At 45.4% G+C, this 14959-nt stretch carries 14 protein-coding genes and 1 tRNA gene; 13 read left to right on the top strand and 2 right to left on the bottom strand.

Features of this window, described 5'->3' with window-relative positions:
• The first annotated feature begins 70 nt into the window (after positions 1-70).
• Entirely contained in the window at positions 71-877 is an 807-nt protein-coding gene (locus FDP09_RS01705; RefSeq protein ID WP_229683294.1) for a helix-turn-helix domain-containing protein, read from the top strand.
• 795 nt (positions 878-1672) lie between these two features.
• Here the strand turns inward: FDP09_RS01705 and FDP09_RS01700 are convergent.
• Positions 1673-1756 (bottom strand) — tRNA-Leu (locus FDP09_RS01700).
• Positions 1757-1918: 162 nt separating this feature from the next.
• Positions 1919-2698: an SAM hydrolase/SAM-dependent halogenase family protein gene (locus tag FDP09_RS01695; protein WP_137401004.1), complete on the bottom strand. Its 780-nt coding sequence runs from the start codon at positions 2696-2698 to the stop codon at positions 1919-1921.
• A gap of 104 nt (positions 2699-2802) precedes the next feature.
• On the opposite strand from FDP09_RS01695, the gene FDP09_RS01690 reads away from it, so the two are divergent.
• The 12 genes from FDP09_RS01690 (at position 2803) to FDP09_RS01635 (ending at position 14608) form a co-directional block, all read left to right on the top strand.
• Complete coding sequence (locus tag FDP09_RS01690; RefSeq protein ID WP_137401003.1) at positions 2803-3795, top strand: PhoH family protein; 993 nt, start codon at positions 2803-2805, stop codon at positions 3793-3795.
• A complete protein-coding gene (locus FDP09_RS01685) occupies positions 3761-4201 on the top strand; it encodes a GNAT family N-acetyltransferase (protein ID WP_137401002.1) in 441 nt (146 codons plus the stop codon). Before FDP09_RS01690 ends, FDP09_RS01685 begins: the two co-directional genes overlap by 35 nt.
• 81 nt (positions 4202-4282) lie before the next feature.
• Entirely contained in the window at positions 4283-4825 is a 543-nt protein-coding gene (locus FDP09_RS01680) for a DUF3575 domain-containing protein (RefSeq protein WP_137401001.1), read from the top strand.
• Between the two features lie 119 nt (positions 4826-4944).
• The gene (locus tag FDP09_RS01675; protein ID WP_137401000.1) at positions 4945-6903 is read left to right on the top strand and encodes a ComEC/Rec2 family competence protein; all 1959 of its coding nucleotides are present in this window, start codon (positions 4945-4947) and stop codon (positions 6901-6903) included.
• Between the two features lie 65 nt (positions 6904-6968).
• Positions 6969-7745 carry an enoyl-CoA hydratase/isomerase family protein gene (locus tag FDP09_RS01670; RefSeq protein ID WP_137400999.1) on the top strand — a complete coding sequence of 259 codons (777 nt, stop codon included), beginning with the start codon at positions 6969-6971 and terminating at the stop codon, positions 7743-7745.
• Position 7746: 1 nt separating this feature from the next.
• Positions 7747-9666: a RecQ family ATP-dependent DNA helicase gene (locus FDP09_RS01665; protein WP_137400998.1), complete on the top strand. Its 1920-nt coding sequence runs from the start codon at positions 7747-7749 to the stop codon at positions 9664-9666.
• Positions 9667-10248 (top strand): hypothetical protein, encoded by a 582-nt coding sequence (locus tag FDP09_RS01660; protein ID WP_137400997.1) that lies wholly within the window; start codon positions 9667-9669, stop codon positions 10246-10248. It abuts the gene before it with no gap.
• Positions 10249-10255: 7 nt separating this feature from the next.
• The gene (locus FDP09_RS01655; RefSeq protein ID WP_137400996.1) at positions 10256-10807 is read left to right on the top strand and encodes an NUDIX hydrolase; all 552 of its coding nucleotides are present in this window, start codon (positions 10256-10258) and stop codon (positions 10805-10807) included.
• A 189-nt stretch (positions 10808-10996) separates the two neighbouring features.
• Positions 10997-11692, top strand: a complete 696-nt coding sequence (locus FDP09_RS01650) for a tetratricopeptide repeat protein (RefSeq protein ID WP_137404907.1) — start codon at positions 10997-10999, stop codon at positions 11690-11692.
• Positions 11692-12654: an L-threonylcarbamoyladenylate synthase gene (locus tag FDP09_RS01645; RefSeq protein ID WP_137400995.1), complete on the top strand. Its 963-nt coding sequence runs from the start codon at positions 11692-11694 to the stop codon at positions 12652-12654. Before FDP09_RS01650 ends, FDP09_RS01645 begins: the two co-directional genes overlap by 1 nt.
• Positions 12655-12729: 75 nt before the next feature.
• Positions 12730-13929 (top strand): phosphoglycerate kinase, encoded by a 1200-nt coding sequence (locus tag FDP09_RS01640; protein ID WP_137400994.1) that lies wholly within the window; start codon positions 12730-12732, stop codon positions 13927-13929.
• Between the two features lie 367 nt (positions 13930-14296).
• Positions 14297-14608 carry a hypothetical protein gene (locus FDP09_RS01635; protein ID WP_137400993.1) on the top strand — a complete coding sequence of 104 codons (312 nt, stop codon included), beginning with the start codon at positions 14297-14299 and terminating at the stop codon, positions 14606-14608.
• The last annotated feature ends 351 nt before the right edge of the window (positions 14609-14959 follow it).

The following is a 14959-nucleotide window of genomic DNA, read 5'->3' as shown; positions in this document are numbered from 1 at the left end:
CCGCTTGCTTTTCGGGTGATGTTAGTTGAATAAACTCCAATTTGCAATGGTCAATCAAACGCTATTAACGATGAAACAACCTGAACTCGGAAAGGTCATACAGCAGCACCGCCTTTCCAAAGGAATGACCCAAGAAGAACTGGTAGAACGTTGCAATATCAATGTACGCACCATTCAGCGAATCGAGGCGGGGGAAGTGACCCCAAGGGCGTTTACCGTAAAGACCATCATGGAAGTGCTCGATATCCACCTGCCCACCGATGATCCCGAAAGGTCCCGGCCAACTGTAAAGCCTGTTTTCTCCCCAATCGACCAACGCCAATTGTGGTGGACGGGAATCGCGGGAGTGATCTATTTTTTGGTGTCTTCTTATGAGGTGTTTTGGAATATTGTGTTGATGGCGGACGCAGGAGTGGAGCAGCCTGAATATTTTACACTGCTCAAGATCGTTGTGCTGATCTCTTATGCTGCCTTTGCTTACGGTTTTTACCTGGTCGGACAGCGCACTGACAATAAAGTGCTCCAATTTGGCGTGGTGTTTCTGATCTTGATCAATGCAGGCATCATTGGTACTGATATCTATTCCGGTAAGGTAGTGGGGGCGGAAGATGTGTGGTTTGGTGTATTTGAAGTGATGGCTTTCGGGGTTTCCTTGATCCCTTTTTCCCTTGGGTTGGTGCAGTCCAAAAAGACTTTCGGCCAGCTTTATCAGGTTATAGGGATCTTAGGCTTAATTACTGCTGTTATGTTTATTACTGTAGTTTTTACTTTGCTAGGTACATTCACTTGGGCGGTTTTCGATATTGCCTGCATCTATCTGTTGTTTAAGCATTCGCAGGGAAAAGAGGAGGAGAAGAGAGAGATGTTGGGTTTCTGATAACGCGCGGTTGGCGTAGGTAAATAGCGTTTTTGCTGATTTTTGGTCAGGCGATAAAGTATGGGGAAGCAGCATCGTAGCTTAATCGAACGCTCATTAGACTAAAGAAGAGGTGGATCGTTGATTTCTTTCTATTATAGTCAAAGAAGAAAAAGTACAAAGTAATAAATTTGAAAGCCACGAAATGGCCTCACATCCATAGCCATGGGTTGAACACATGGTGGGATGATCCATTTAATGTTCCCTGTTTAAGTGGCATTGTCCTAGCCAAAGATACCATGTATGATGGTGTATATCTTCCGTGCCGCTGGCACTCTTTGGAGTGGTCGGGTACCACTTAGCCTCCTGCGGATGAATCCGCAGGTTACTATATAGACCATGCCGCTGGCATTATAAACACGACCTTCAATGTCGTTTAGTCAAGGGGGTAACTGGATCAAGTATAAATGCTGGGGAGAGGTGAAGACTAAGTAGAAAGGATTTGGTGGCTGGTATTAAAAATCCAGCTCCAGCGGGGCGGTATATACATAGCCATGGGGTTCAACCCATGGTAAAATAGCAAGGCTAAAGGGGTATGGTTTTAGCAGCCATGACCATTCTAATGATTATCAATTCCCGCTAAAACCCATTTTAAGCAATAGTGAGAAAAGTGAATTTCAAAAATCCATTTAAAAATACTTCGCCCCCCAGAAGTATTGCGTGATCCTTGATCCAGCGTAAAACCATAACATTTCACATCGGTTTGCCCTGTAAACGACAAAACCCCTTCAAATTTTCATCTGAAGGGGTTTCTAGTACCTTGGGCCGGAGTCGAACCGGCACGAGTGTTACCTCATTGGTGTTTGAGACCAACGCGTCTACCAATTCCGCCACCAAGGCTTGATAGTATTTCACTATGCTTTTAACCTGTTCCGTTCCGAACGGGATGCAAATATGGACAAAGATTTTTTGCTATGCAATAGCTTTACCCTACTAATTTTATTTTTTTTGCGATAAAATCACGTGAAGAGATTTAAGTGTTTGGAGGTCAGTGTGTTTTTTCTATTCCTCTTCCCGGTGAAAATTGATCACCACTGGACTGTCGTATTTTAATCCCAGTAAATCTCCTCCATGACCGTGGTTAATGCCGATTTCCAAAAAGTCCAGACTATTAAACAGGGCGAAGCAATCTCCGGGTTCTACGCTGTCATAGGATGGATGGAGCTTGGTCATTACCTCGCGGCTAAATTCGACAGAGAATTTGCCAGGGTTCAGTTGGTTAAAGACACTTTTGGGAATATTGGTGATCAGGTTGCCATAGCCATCCATGCGCAGTACATGGCCGACGATCTGTTTTTTTGTTGCTTTGATTTGACGGGGCATCATTTGGCGGATGGCTTGTAGCGGTCCGCCAAAATCATGGATCGCTGCTCCACTGGCTACTTTGGCGGCTATGGGAGCTAGGATGTCCTTGGCAGGGAAAGTGCTGTCCTTGATGTGGATGTCGGCAAATTTTACCACAATGCCCGGATCGTAATCCGCCAGCATGCTAAGGACACCATTATTGGGGCCGACAAAGATGTGTTCTTCCAGCTTGATGCCGATATAGCCGTCGGTCATGCTGCTGGTACTGTTGAGGGCTACCAAATGAATGGTGCCCTTGGGGAATTCCTTGTAAACAGATCTCAGGACAAATGCCGCATGTGCGATGTCATAAGCCTCAACTTTATGCGTGATGTCAATGATATTGAGCTGAGGGTTAATGGATAACATCTTGGCTTTGACTGCAGGTACATAATAATCGCCATCTCCAAAATCTGACAGGAATGTTACTAAGGCCATAGAACGAAGTCAATTAAAATTTTGTACTTTTGTAAAGTATAAACAAAAATAGAAATTTTATTCTTGTAAGAATAATCTGACAACCCTAAATACACATTAACGGATTGGTAGAAAAGGTAATTACTTTAGAAAATATTCCGCTTTTGGATTTTCTCGGAACTGAGAATGAGAACATCCGCCAAATTGCTGCGGCATTTCCCAAAAGCAAAATTGTTTCCCGCGGAAATGAAATTCGCATTCAGGGCAGGGCTCCCGAAATCATTCGGATCAACGATGTGCTCAATATGCTGCTGCAGCATTTCAACAGGTTTGGTCAGGTCACTCCTGAGAACGTCAAGGAATACATTGAGCTGGAAGGTGTGCCCTTTGAGGAAGACCCAAAAAATGACATCATCGTCTATGGCAACAAGGGCTTGGCCATCAAACCAAAATCCACCAACCAGCGCAAGCTGGTGGATGCTGCCTATAAGAATGACTTGGTTTTTGCCCTAGGGCCAGCCGGAACTGGCAAGACTTATATTGCTGTGGCATTGGCTGTTCGTGCATTAAAGAACCGCGAAGTGAAGCGGATTATTATCACACGGCCGGCCGTGGAGGCTGGTGAAAACCTGGGCTTTTTGCCCGGCGATCTACAGGAAAAACTGGATCCTTACCTGAGGCCAATTTATGATGCCTTGGGCGATATGGTCCCCGCAGAAAAATTAAAATTTTATCAGGAAAACCGGGTGATTGAAATCGCCCCGCTTGCGTACATGAGGGGTAGGACGCTGAACGATGCCTTTGTGCTGCTCGATGAGGCGCAAAATACGACCAGGGAGCAGATCAAGATGTTTTTGACCCGGATGGGGCCAAACTCCAAGGTGATCATCAATGGTGACCAAAGCCAAGTGGATTTGCCCACCAAGCAAAAATCCGGCCTTCGTGAAGCACTTCGCGTGCTCAAAGATGTCAAAGGCATTGGGCTCGTTAATCTCAGCGGAAAGGATGTCATCCGCCACAAACTCGTTAAATCAATTATAGCAGCTTACGATCAGGACGATCTGCAAAAAGAAAAATCCAGAAATGAACGAAGTGACCGTCAAAAAGGTAACGAATAAGGCCGCCTTAAAGCAGGTTTTTGCGATTCGTCAGGAAGTTTTTGTGGTAGGACAAAATGTGCCCCCAGCCGAAGAATATCATGAGTTTGAGGAGTTTTCCATTCATTTTTTGGCCTTGGCTGAAGGTGAGCCAGCAGGGACAGCCCGATGGAGGTTTACCGAAAATGGTGTGAAACTGGAGCGTTTTGCCGTACTGGAAAAGGACCGGGGTAAGGGCGTGGGCACGGCACTGGTACAAGCTGTTATCGAGGATGTCAAAAGCACTGCAGAGGCAGAAGGGAAATGCCTTTATCTACATGCCCAACTACACGCGGTTCCACTTTATGCAAAGTTTGGTTTCAAGAAAGTTGGAGATGTTTTTTCAGAATGTGACATCCTTCATTACAAAATGGAGCGATATTTGTAATGATTTCATTATTATTTGTACTGCATTTTAAAATTTACCAAGTTTTTATTATTAATACCTATTATTTGAATTAATTACGTTATGAAAAAGCTATTACTTACTATCTTCTTTTCAGGAATGATGCTGGGAGCTTATGCCCAAACCGATTACAACCCAAATGAAATCAAATTGAACATTTTGAATACGATCGTTCAGGGTTCTGTAGAAATCGGTTATGAACGATTCGTGGACAGCGACCAGTCTATCGGAGTAGAATACCTGATCAATGACCGCTTTGGTTATAAGGGCCAAGGCGATGGGAAAAAATATAATACCAGTAGTTTATTGGTCTCGTATAATTTCTATTTTCTGAACAACGATCCTGAACAAGGGAATATCTATGTTTATCCCTTCTTTAAGTACCGTTTCGGTGATTTTACCGAGCCTGATGATAACGGAAATACCATTGTGACAGACATGAACAGTGGCATGATCGGTATTGGTGTAGGCTATAAATGGGTGCAAAGTGATAAGTTTGCCATTGCACCTTATGTGAACATCGCCAGGGGCTTCAGTGAGGAGGTGAATGACAGGTTTGCAGCGGTGGAAGTAAATGCCGGTGTGAGTATCGGATATCGATTTTGATTTGACGATTAATAATTAAATGTTTTACTGAAAAAGGCTTTCTGAAAAGGAAGCCTTTTTTGTTTCTTGCTTTTTATAGGAATAATATTAAATTATAAGTTGATCTTTTTCAGTTTTTTATGAAGTTTAATGAGTTTCCTTTTTTGAGGTACGTCCTGTTTTTTATGGCTGGGATAGTAGGCTATTCGGTTATGGGCGGCATGCTTTCTTCTGCGGTCCTTTTGGCCGTGATAGCAATGGTTTTACTGATTTATCTTGGGTTTGCGATCGTTAATGGTAACAATAAGCGTTACGGGTTTCGGGCGGTTTTTCCTGTTTTGGCCTACCTACTGTTGGTGATTGGTGGCTATACTTTTTCCAGCTGGAAAGATGTCACTACACACGATGACCATCTTTTGCATCTTGGAGAGGTACAGGGATATCTGGGAGAGGTGCTTTCGCTGGATGAGCCCAAGAACAGTACCTATGGGAATGAATTGGCTGTCAAGTATGTCCAAACGGACACGGGCTATCAAAAAGCCAGCGGAAGGGTGTTGATCTATCATCGGCTAGAAAAACCGTTGCGGCCGGGGGATGTGGTTTGGGTGGTCGGGATGCCACAGTGTATCGCTCCTCCCAAAAATCCCAAGGCGTTTGATTACCGGAAATTTATGGCCAGGAAGCAGGTGCATCACCAGCACTTTTTGGGAGACATGGTTTTCCGCTTGGGGGAAGTTGAAAAGCTTTCGCTGTTTGATCCGGTGATACTGGCACGGGAAAAACTTGGAAGGCACTTAGAGGAAACTTTTGAGGATAGTCATGCGCTGGAAGTGGGGAAAGCCCTGCTGCTAGGACAAAAAGCTGACTTGGGAGAAGCGGTCAGTGAGGCCTATGTCACTGCAGGAGCCATGCATGTGCTGGCGGTTTCTGGTTTGCATGTAGGGATGATCTATGGCTTTTTTCTATTGTTTTTTAAGCCTTCACAGCTTTCTAGGTCAAAACGAGTGGTGTTTTTGACCGTAGTGGTGGTGCTCATTTGGGTGTATGCCATGCTTACAGGAATGTCTCCATCTGTCATGCGGGCAGCGACGATGTTTACCGTGCTTTCGCTTGCCCAGATGCAGTCCAGAAGCCCTTCCGTGTTCAATACCTTGGCCATTTCAGCATTACTACTGATGCTCTTTAATCCGTACATAATCTTTGAAGTAGGGTTTCAGCTTTCCTATGCTGCCATGTTTGGTATTTTGATCTTGCAGCCGGCCATTGTGTCCATTTGGCTGCCCAAAAATAAGGTGCTGTATTATCTGTGGGAAATCACATCGGTCAGCATCGCTGCCCAGTTGGCCACTTTTCCGTTGTCGGCGTACTATTTTCACGTCTTCCCCAATTATTTTTTGCTGTCCAATCTGTGGGTCATTCCAAATGCTTTTGTGGTCATGGCAGTCGGTTTGCCGTTTATGTTGCTTTCATTGGCCGGCTGGACATGGGGGCCGTTGGGCTGGCTTCTGGAACGATTGCTACAAATCATGAACAGTGGTGTTTTCCTTTTTGACACCCTTCCTTATGCCCAGACTGATGGTATTACCCTAAAAGTGACGACCGTGTTTTTGCTTTGGGGGCTGATGGTCTGCCTTTACTTGTTTTTGGTAAGAAGAAAAAAAGCATTTGCCTATGGCGCCGTTTTGGTTATTTTTTGGCTTATTGCAGGGAGCTGGTGGTCGTATTTTGGCAGGGATCATCAAGAGCAGCTTTATGTGTATAGCCTTGGAGAGGGAGTGGCGATGGATTATCATTCCAGGGATTTTGCAGGTTCTTTTCAGCAATTAGTTCCCGAAAAGGACCTCGGTTATCAGGTCGTTCCCCACAGAATGGTGCACCAACCCTCTACATGCTTACCATTGGCTTTTGCAGGTCAAGAAAATGAATTTCTGGTTTTCTTGCCCAATGGCCATGTGGTGATGGCTCGGAATGGAGGGGGCATGTTGATGGAAAATACAGCGGTATCAGCCGCCTTTTTCGATGGCGACAAGTGGAAAAAAATGAATGAAACAAGTGAATTTTTCACCAGTAAGGGAGCCGTCAGGCTTATTTTTGAGTGAGTGAATGTATTTTTTTGGAAGAACAGCTTGGGCGCCCTATCTTCATTCAACCAACTCCCCGAAATATGGAAGAGCAAGTAAAATTTGAGCAGAAAGACCGTATTGGCTACGTGATTTTGGCCAGGCCCGAAAAGCGAAATGCACTGAATGCTGCGATGGTCAGTGGACTTCAGCAGGCATTGGATAAGTGTGAGGCGGCCGGTGAGGTGAAGGTTGTCATTATCAAGGCAGAAGGCAAGGTGTTCTGCTCTGGTGCTGACCTGCAGGATATCGAAAAGATGCAGGATAATACGTTTGAGGAAAACCTAGACGATAGTGAAAAGCTCAAAGCGTTATTTCTCAGGATTTATACGTTTCCCAAAGTGGTCATCGCTCAAGTGCAGGGGCATGCGTTGGCGGGTGGCTGTGGGCTGGTTTCAGTGTGTGATTTTGCCTATGCTGTGCCCTCTGCCAAAATGGGATATACAGAGGTGAGGATTGGATTTGTGCCAGCGATGGTGCTGGTGTTTCTCTTGCGCAAGCTGGGAGAAGGAAAGGCCAAGGAGCTCTTGCTTACCGGGGAATTGGTGGCAGCACCTGTTGCTCGGGAGATGGGGCTTGTCAATGATGTTTTTGAGATAGATGAGCTGGAAGGGCGTGTTTACCAAGTGGCCCAAGGACTCATTGAGCAAAACTCCGGTGATTCCATGGCCATGACCAAAAAGATGATCGCTGCAGTTCAGGATATGTCCTTGGAAGAAGCCTTGGACTATGCGGCCATGATGAATGCAAAAGCCCGCGAAACGGCAGACTGCAAAAAGGGGATTAGGACATTTTTAGACAAGAAAAAAATCGATTGGTAAATTGAAGACAAAGGCGCTTTCAGTGTTGAAAAAGGTGTTTGGGTTCGATGATTTTAGGCCCATGCAGTTGGATATTGTCCTTTCTGTAGCTGCCGGAAGGGACACCTTGGCGCTATTGCCTACTGGTGGGGGCAAGTCCATTTGCTTTCAGGTGCCGGCATTGATGCAAGAGGGGATTTGTGTGGTGGTCAGCCCGTTGATCGCCTTGATGAAAGACCAAGTGGACAATTTGCGGAATCGGGGAGTGCTGGCTACGGCCATTTATTCTGGTATGCGCAAGCGGGAGATTGACACCACCTTGGACAATTGCATCTATGGGAATTATAAGTTTCTCTATGTCTCGCCTGAGCGGCTGAAGTCAGACCTGTTCATTGAGCGTTTTAAGCGCATGAATGTAAATATGGTGGCCGTTGATGAGGCACACTGTATTTCCCAATGGGGATATGATTTCAGGCCTCCCTATTTGGAAATCGCTGCCCTGCGGGAATATCATCCCAAGGTGCCTTTTATTGCCCTTACCGCGTCGGCCACCGTGCAGGTCAAGACAGATATCATGGAGAAGTTAGCGCTAAAGGATCCCGCCGTATTTATAAAGTCCTTTGCCCGCAAAAACCTGTCATATGCTGTTAGGAAAGCAGAGAACAAGCTGGAAAAGGCCATGGAGATCCTTCAGAAAGTAAGCGGTTCGGCGATCGTTTATGTGCGCAGCAGAAAGGCTACCAAAGAATTGGCACAAGCACTTTATCGCTTGGGGATATCATCGACTTTTTACCATGCTGGTTTGGATAAAGTACTGCGCGAACAGCGACAGATGGATTGGAAAAACAATAAAGTCAGGGTGATGGTGGCGACCAATGCTTTTGGTATGGGAATCGATAAGCCCGATGTTAGGGTCGTGATCCATGTGGACTTGCCAGAAAATCTGGAAAACTATTATCAGGAAGCCGGAAGGGCAGGTCGTGACGAATGGAAGGCCTTTGCGGTATTGATCTACCATGATAAGGATATTGATGTGCTGGTGGACCGTGCGGAGCAATCCTATCCGCCCATTGATTTTATCAAGCGGGTATATCAAAGCCTCGCCAATTATTACCGCATTGCTGTGGGCAGTAGCCTGATGGTAAGCTATGACTTTGATATTATCGCATTTACCAATACCTATAATTTGGACCTGCTGATGACGTACAATGCACTGAAAATCCTTAAAGAAGAGGCATTGGTAGAGTTGAGTGAGGGGTATTATAGTCCGAGTACGTTTCATTTTCTCATTGGTCAGAGCAGGCTATATGAATACCAAATTGCTCATGCCGCTTTGGATCCAATGATTAAAGTCCTGCTGAGGATGTACGGAGGAGAGCTTTTTTCCGAGTACCTAAAGATCCGAGAAGATAAGCTGGCCAATGTACTCAATATTGCTGAAAGTGAAGTCGTGAAGCTGCTTGAGCGGATGGATAACTTGGACATTGCGGCTTATAACAAGAAAAAAGACCAACCGCAAGTGACTTTTTTGACCCATCGACATGATGCGGGACGCCTTCCATTGAATACCAAACGAATCGCTGAGCGAAGGGATACCAGTGTGGAAAAGGCAAAGGCCATGGTCGCTTACGTAACCAATGCCCAAATCTGCCGTACCCAACAGCTGCTTGCCTATTTTGGAGAAGAGACCGATGAACAGTGTGGTGTGTGCGATGTTTGTCTGGAAAAAAAGAAGGCCTCCAATGCACCAAGCTACCAAGAAGAAGTGCGAGCGAAGCTTCTGCAAACTTTAGCGGGTGGAGATGCGTTTACCTTTCAGGACCTACTGGCCAAGGCGGAATTATCCAGCACTGATGCGTACGCCGTCAGGCTTTTGAGGACAATGGAAGACGAAGGCGAAATCGTGAGCTTGGCAGATGGCAGGATAAAAATTAGCGACTGAATGAAATTTGTAGATGATATTTTAAAAAAGCTGTTTTCCGATAAGAATACAGCTTTGACCCATAAGGAGAACTTCGTACAGGAAGAGGAGGAAGTGGCAGCCCTGTTCCAATGGATGGCATCACCGGAAGGAAAGGAGATTTTTGAACTGATTTATAGTAATTATCTTCTTCAAAAAAAAGGAGAGGAAACTGTTCCTGAATTACAGGTTTTCAGGTCTCCATATGCCAATGGAATAGCCATATCGTACGATTTGCCCTTAAATTCGAAAACTTTTTCCCGACTTTTCTTTGCTTTTGGCCAGCGAATTGTAGATTTAGGGTATGAAAGGGTGAGTTTGGACCGGACGATTCAAGAAAAAGCCTCTGGAGTCAATACCACCGAAAAACAATACCTAAAGCCCAAAGCAACCTTCACGGCAGAACGTACCGACCAACTTTTTGGGAATGTTGCTATAGAAAAAGTGTCGGTAAATCACAAGCCTCAAATGATCAAGATTTTGGTAACGGTCTATTCAGACAGGCTGTACACCAAGGCCCGTTCCTTTGAATCCTTTATTGAAGCAATATTTAATCCGCAGTAAACATCCTATGAATCGAGAAGAACTTAAAAAAGCACTGAAAAGTTACCGGACACCGTTTGAAGAAGAGCAGCTATTTGTGCAGCAATTTATCAAACTGACAGAAGATCCGCTGGCATTTCTGAGGGACAGGAAGGAAGGGCATTTTACCGCATCAGCTTGGATCGTAAACAAGACCAGGACGCATGCATTGCTTACCCATCACCGGAAGCTAAACCGCTGGCTCCAGCTGGGTGGCCATGCAGATGGAAATGAGAACCTACTAGAGGTGGCAATGAATGAAGCCCGGGAGGAAAGTGGACTGATATCGCTCAAACTTGTGGACAGGGGGATTTTTGATATCGACAAACATATCATTCCTGCCAATGACCGTGACCCGCAGCATTTTCATTACGATGTGCGTTTCCTGATCGAAGCGGCCATGGACGAGCCACTGACCATCAGTGAGGAGAGTAAGGATTTGGCTTGGGTGAAATACGAGACGATCCCGGATGTGGTCAAGGCAAACGACTCGATCTTGAGAATGTTGGAAAAGACCAGCAAGTCAGAGGTCATGTGCTAATATTCTGTAGGGAGTTATTTTGCCCGTGAAGAGGGCTAAGCACAATCAAGATGCTTTGTAAATCCCTTTTCTGCCGGACAGGATTGTCTATCTGCTAAAGATCGGATTAATAAGCTGTCAATTTCCTTATAATTCGTATCTTTGTCTGAAAAATTACCAAAAGTGAAAAAGCTATTTATTCTTCCTTTGATGGCGTTATTGCTATGGGGATGCTCACCCTCCGAGCAGGAATTATACGATGCCGGCATAAAGGAAATGCGATTAGAAAAATTTAAGGAAGCGATCACCTATTTTGATCGGGTGATCGAAAAAAATCCCAACCATACAGAAGCCCATAATGCCAAAGGAGTAGCATTTTTTGAACAGGGAAAATGGGACGAGGCCATTGCAAACTTCAAAGTGGCCATGGAGAAAGATTCTACTTCTTACAAGCCTTATTTAAATCTCGGAAACGCTTATCTGGAGAAAAAGGCGTTTAAGGATGCTGTGATCAATTACAATATGGCCAGTTCCCTGGATCCTAATCAAACCGATATTTATTATAATCGAGGGTTGGCGCTGTTGGGGATGGAGCAGTACGAAGATGCCATCTTGGATTTTGACAATGCCCTTCAGGTGGATCCAAACCAAGCTTTGGCGCATTTTAACCGGGCAAAAGCCCTGGTGGGCAATAACAATCCACTCGAAGCCATCAATGCATTGAAGCGATCCGTGGCAATTGATGATACGAATGGGGCGGCTTTTTACCTTTTGGGCGTTACCGAGATGAGTGCATTGAATAAAAAAGAGGAAGGCTGTATGCATCTCAAAACGGCACTTGGACTGGGCTATGAGGATGCCAGAGAGTGGATTGATGAATTTTGTGGTACCGAATCGGAATCTTAATGACTACAATCGGAAAGGATATTGACAAAGCCAAGCAGCTATTGGAGCAGGGGGAGTTGGTAGGTATTCCTACGGAGACCGTGTATGGTCTGGCGGGAAATGCCCTGAATGCTGCAGCGGTAAGTAAAATATTCGAAACCAAAAACCGACCGAGCTTTGATCCGCTGATTGTTCATACCGGTAGCATTGAGCAGATCAGTGAATATACGACCACAATGCCTTCAGAGCTTGAAGCATTGGCCAAGGCGTTTTGGCCTGGGCCGTTGACATTGCTTCTTCCGAAAAAAAACATAGTACCGGACTTGGTAACGAGTGGATTGGACCAAGTGGCCGTAAGGGTTCCCAGTCATCCGTTGACCCGGGAGTTGCTGTTGTCGTTGGATTTTCCACTGGCAGCACCAAGTGCCAATCCTTTTGGCTATATTAGCCCTACCTGTGCCAGCCACGTAGTAGATCAATTGGAAGGAAAAATCGATTATGTGTTGGATGGCGGTAATTGTCAGGTAGGCTTGGAAAGCACGATAGTGGGTGTGGAAGAAGGGCAGATTACGATCTACCGTTTGGGAGGAATCGAGGTGGCTGATATTAAAAAAGCAGTGGGAAATGTGCTGATTTTGCCACAGTCCAGCAGTAATCCAAAATCTCCCGGAATGCTCAAGAGCCACTATGCGCCCCGCATTCCCTTTATTGTAGGGGACTTGGAGCAGCTGGTGCCACATTATTTGGAAAAAAATGAGCGGTTTGGTGTACTGAGCTTTACCAAAACGTTTGAGGGGGTTCCTGCTGAGCATCAGCGGGTGTTGAGTGCAGCAGGTGATTTCAAGGAAGCAGCACAACAGTTGTTTGCCGCAATGCGTTATTTGGATAAGCAGGATGTAAGTGTGATCTTGTCCGGAGAAATGCCCGAAAGAGGACTTGGAAAAGCGGTCAATGACCGGCTGAGAAGGGCCGCGGCGCGATAGGCCATGTGGCGTCCAGGGTGGGGTCGATCTTTTAGTAACTTAAAGAAATAAATCATATAAAAAACCTATTTAACCATGAACAGTAGGATAAAATCTGTTGACAACCTCAGTTTTGAAGGTAAAAGAGCGTTGGTAAGAGTGGACTTTAATGTGCCACTGGACGCTAATTTTGAAGTAACCGATGACACTAGGATCCAAGCAGCCTTGCCTACCATCAACAAGATATTGGATGATGGAGGAGCGGTGATTTTGATGTCTCACCTGGGAAGGCCAAAAGGTGGTCCTGATGAGCGGTTTTCGCTAAAACATATCCTGCTGGATCTGGAAAAAGCGCTGGATCGACCAGTGAAATTTGCTCCCGACTGTATCGGTGATGAGGCGACACAAGTAGCTGCTGCGCTGAAAGGTGGGGAAGTCTTGCTTTTGGAAAACCTTCGGTTTTACGATGAAGAAACTAAAGGAGATGCGGGATTTGCCAAAAAACTGGCAGCACATGGTGATATCTATGTAAATGATGCATTTGGGACGGCGCACCGTGCCCACGCTTCTACTGCCATTGTTGCAGAAAACTTTAACGACAAAGTGTGTGGTTACTTGATGCTTTCAGAATTGGAAAATGCTGATAAAGTACTGGGTAATCCCGTGAGGCCATTGACAGCGATCATGGGTGGAGCCAAAATTTCCGACAAAATATTGATCATCGAAAAACTGCTCGATAAGGTGGACAACCTGATCATTGGTGGTGGGATGTCATACACCTTTGCCAAAGCAAAAGGCGGAAGCATCGGTGATTCACTACTGGAAGCGGACAAGATGGACTTGACGAAGGAATTGGAAGCGAAAGCCAAAGAAAAGGGCGTTAACCTTTACCTTCCTGTGGACAATATCACTTCCAAGGAATTTGCCAATGATGCTGAGCAGGGAAAAGCCAAAAGTGGTGAAATTCCTGATGGCTGGATGGGATTGGACATCGGGGAGGAAACAAGGAAGATTTTTGCCGATGTCATCAAGGATTCCAAAACCATCCTTTGGAATGGCCCTATGGGTGTGTTTGAAATGGAAAGCTTCGACAAAGGGACCAAAGCGGTCGCTGAGGCAGTCGTTTCGGCTACTGAAGCCGGTGCATTCAGCTTGATCGGTGGCGGTGATTCAGCTGCTGCCGTGAACAAATTCGGTTTTGGAGAGAAAGTGTCTTTTGTATCCACAGGCGGAGGGGCTTTGTTGGAATACATGGAAGGAAAAGAATTGCCAGGTGTGAAGGCGCTGGAGCCTTGATCACTGAATTTTGATATGAATCCAAAAAGCTACTTCGAATGAGGTAGCTTTTTTTTAGATCCGGATAGACCCTTCATGGATCAAGCCGAAAAGTTGGGACATTTTACTCTATAATGAAAATTGGCAGATCCCCCCAGGGCAAGCACTTTTAAACTATTAACCTGAGCTCGACTTAATTTTAGTATTAAAAGCGAACCCTTTCAAGGAGGATGTGGGTTGGAAAAGGGTGTGGCCATCCCGAAATACTGAGACTGCCACGGCTTCCACCCCTCATATCTCCCTCTAAGCCTCGCAGTGACGATTTTATAATCGAACTGAGGTTAATAAGGCCCAAAAAAGGTATCGCTTCCTTTTGACGGCCCTTAGTATGCCTGTTTTCCAGCCAATGGTGGAGGCCGTTAAGAAAGTGAGTTGGCTCGCGTCGTGGAACAGCGAGACCCACTCGCTTTTAGGTCGTAGCCATCGGGTGGAAATTAAAATGGGCGACGGATCTCGGTCGCAGGTTAAATCCATGTTCCATTTTAAAAGGCAGACCACCGACCTAGATTTTTTTCTTTCTTTTTTCATCAATAGCCTGCCCCGAAGGCTTTCGGGGGAAAAAAGGAAAAGGATAAAACCCACCAAAATGGCCAAAGCCATACAGTTAAAGTCAAATAGAAAAGAAACTCCTAGCAGGTGAAAACGGGGAAATGGCCTTAACTAAACGGCATTAAACCCTCAATATGCGTTAGCATCTGAGCATCCTGCCTAACCCGCCTTTGGCGGAGGGTCATATAGAAGGTGCAGGTGACAACAAAAAATGATTACACACAAAAGGATAAGTTCCGTAGGAACGGAAGATTTAAATGCAAATAGGGGCATTTTTTTTAATGGCGCTTGCCCTATGGAGGAAGTCCATCGTTTTAACGGTATGAAATTTTCTTTTATAAGACCATGTCAAAATTCGTCCCCCCAGAAATATTGCTTGATCCCTGTTCAGGCCTTATTCAGGATCAAACAGAAAAGATGAGGGTAGCCATTTCGATGGCTT

The sequence above is a fragment of the Echinicola rosea genome (genome assembly GCF_005281475.1).
GTDB classification, from domain to species: domain Bacteria; phylum Bacteroidota; class Bacteroidia; order Cytophagales; family Cyclobacteriaceae; genus Echinicola; species Echinicola rosea.
The sequence above is the reverse complement of the archived record's forward strand: the minus strand, read 5'-3'. Positions and strand labels throughout refer to the sequence as shown.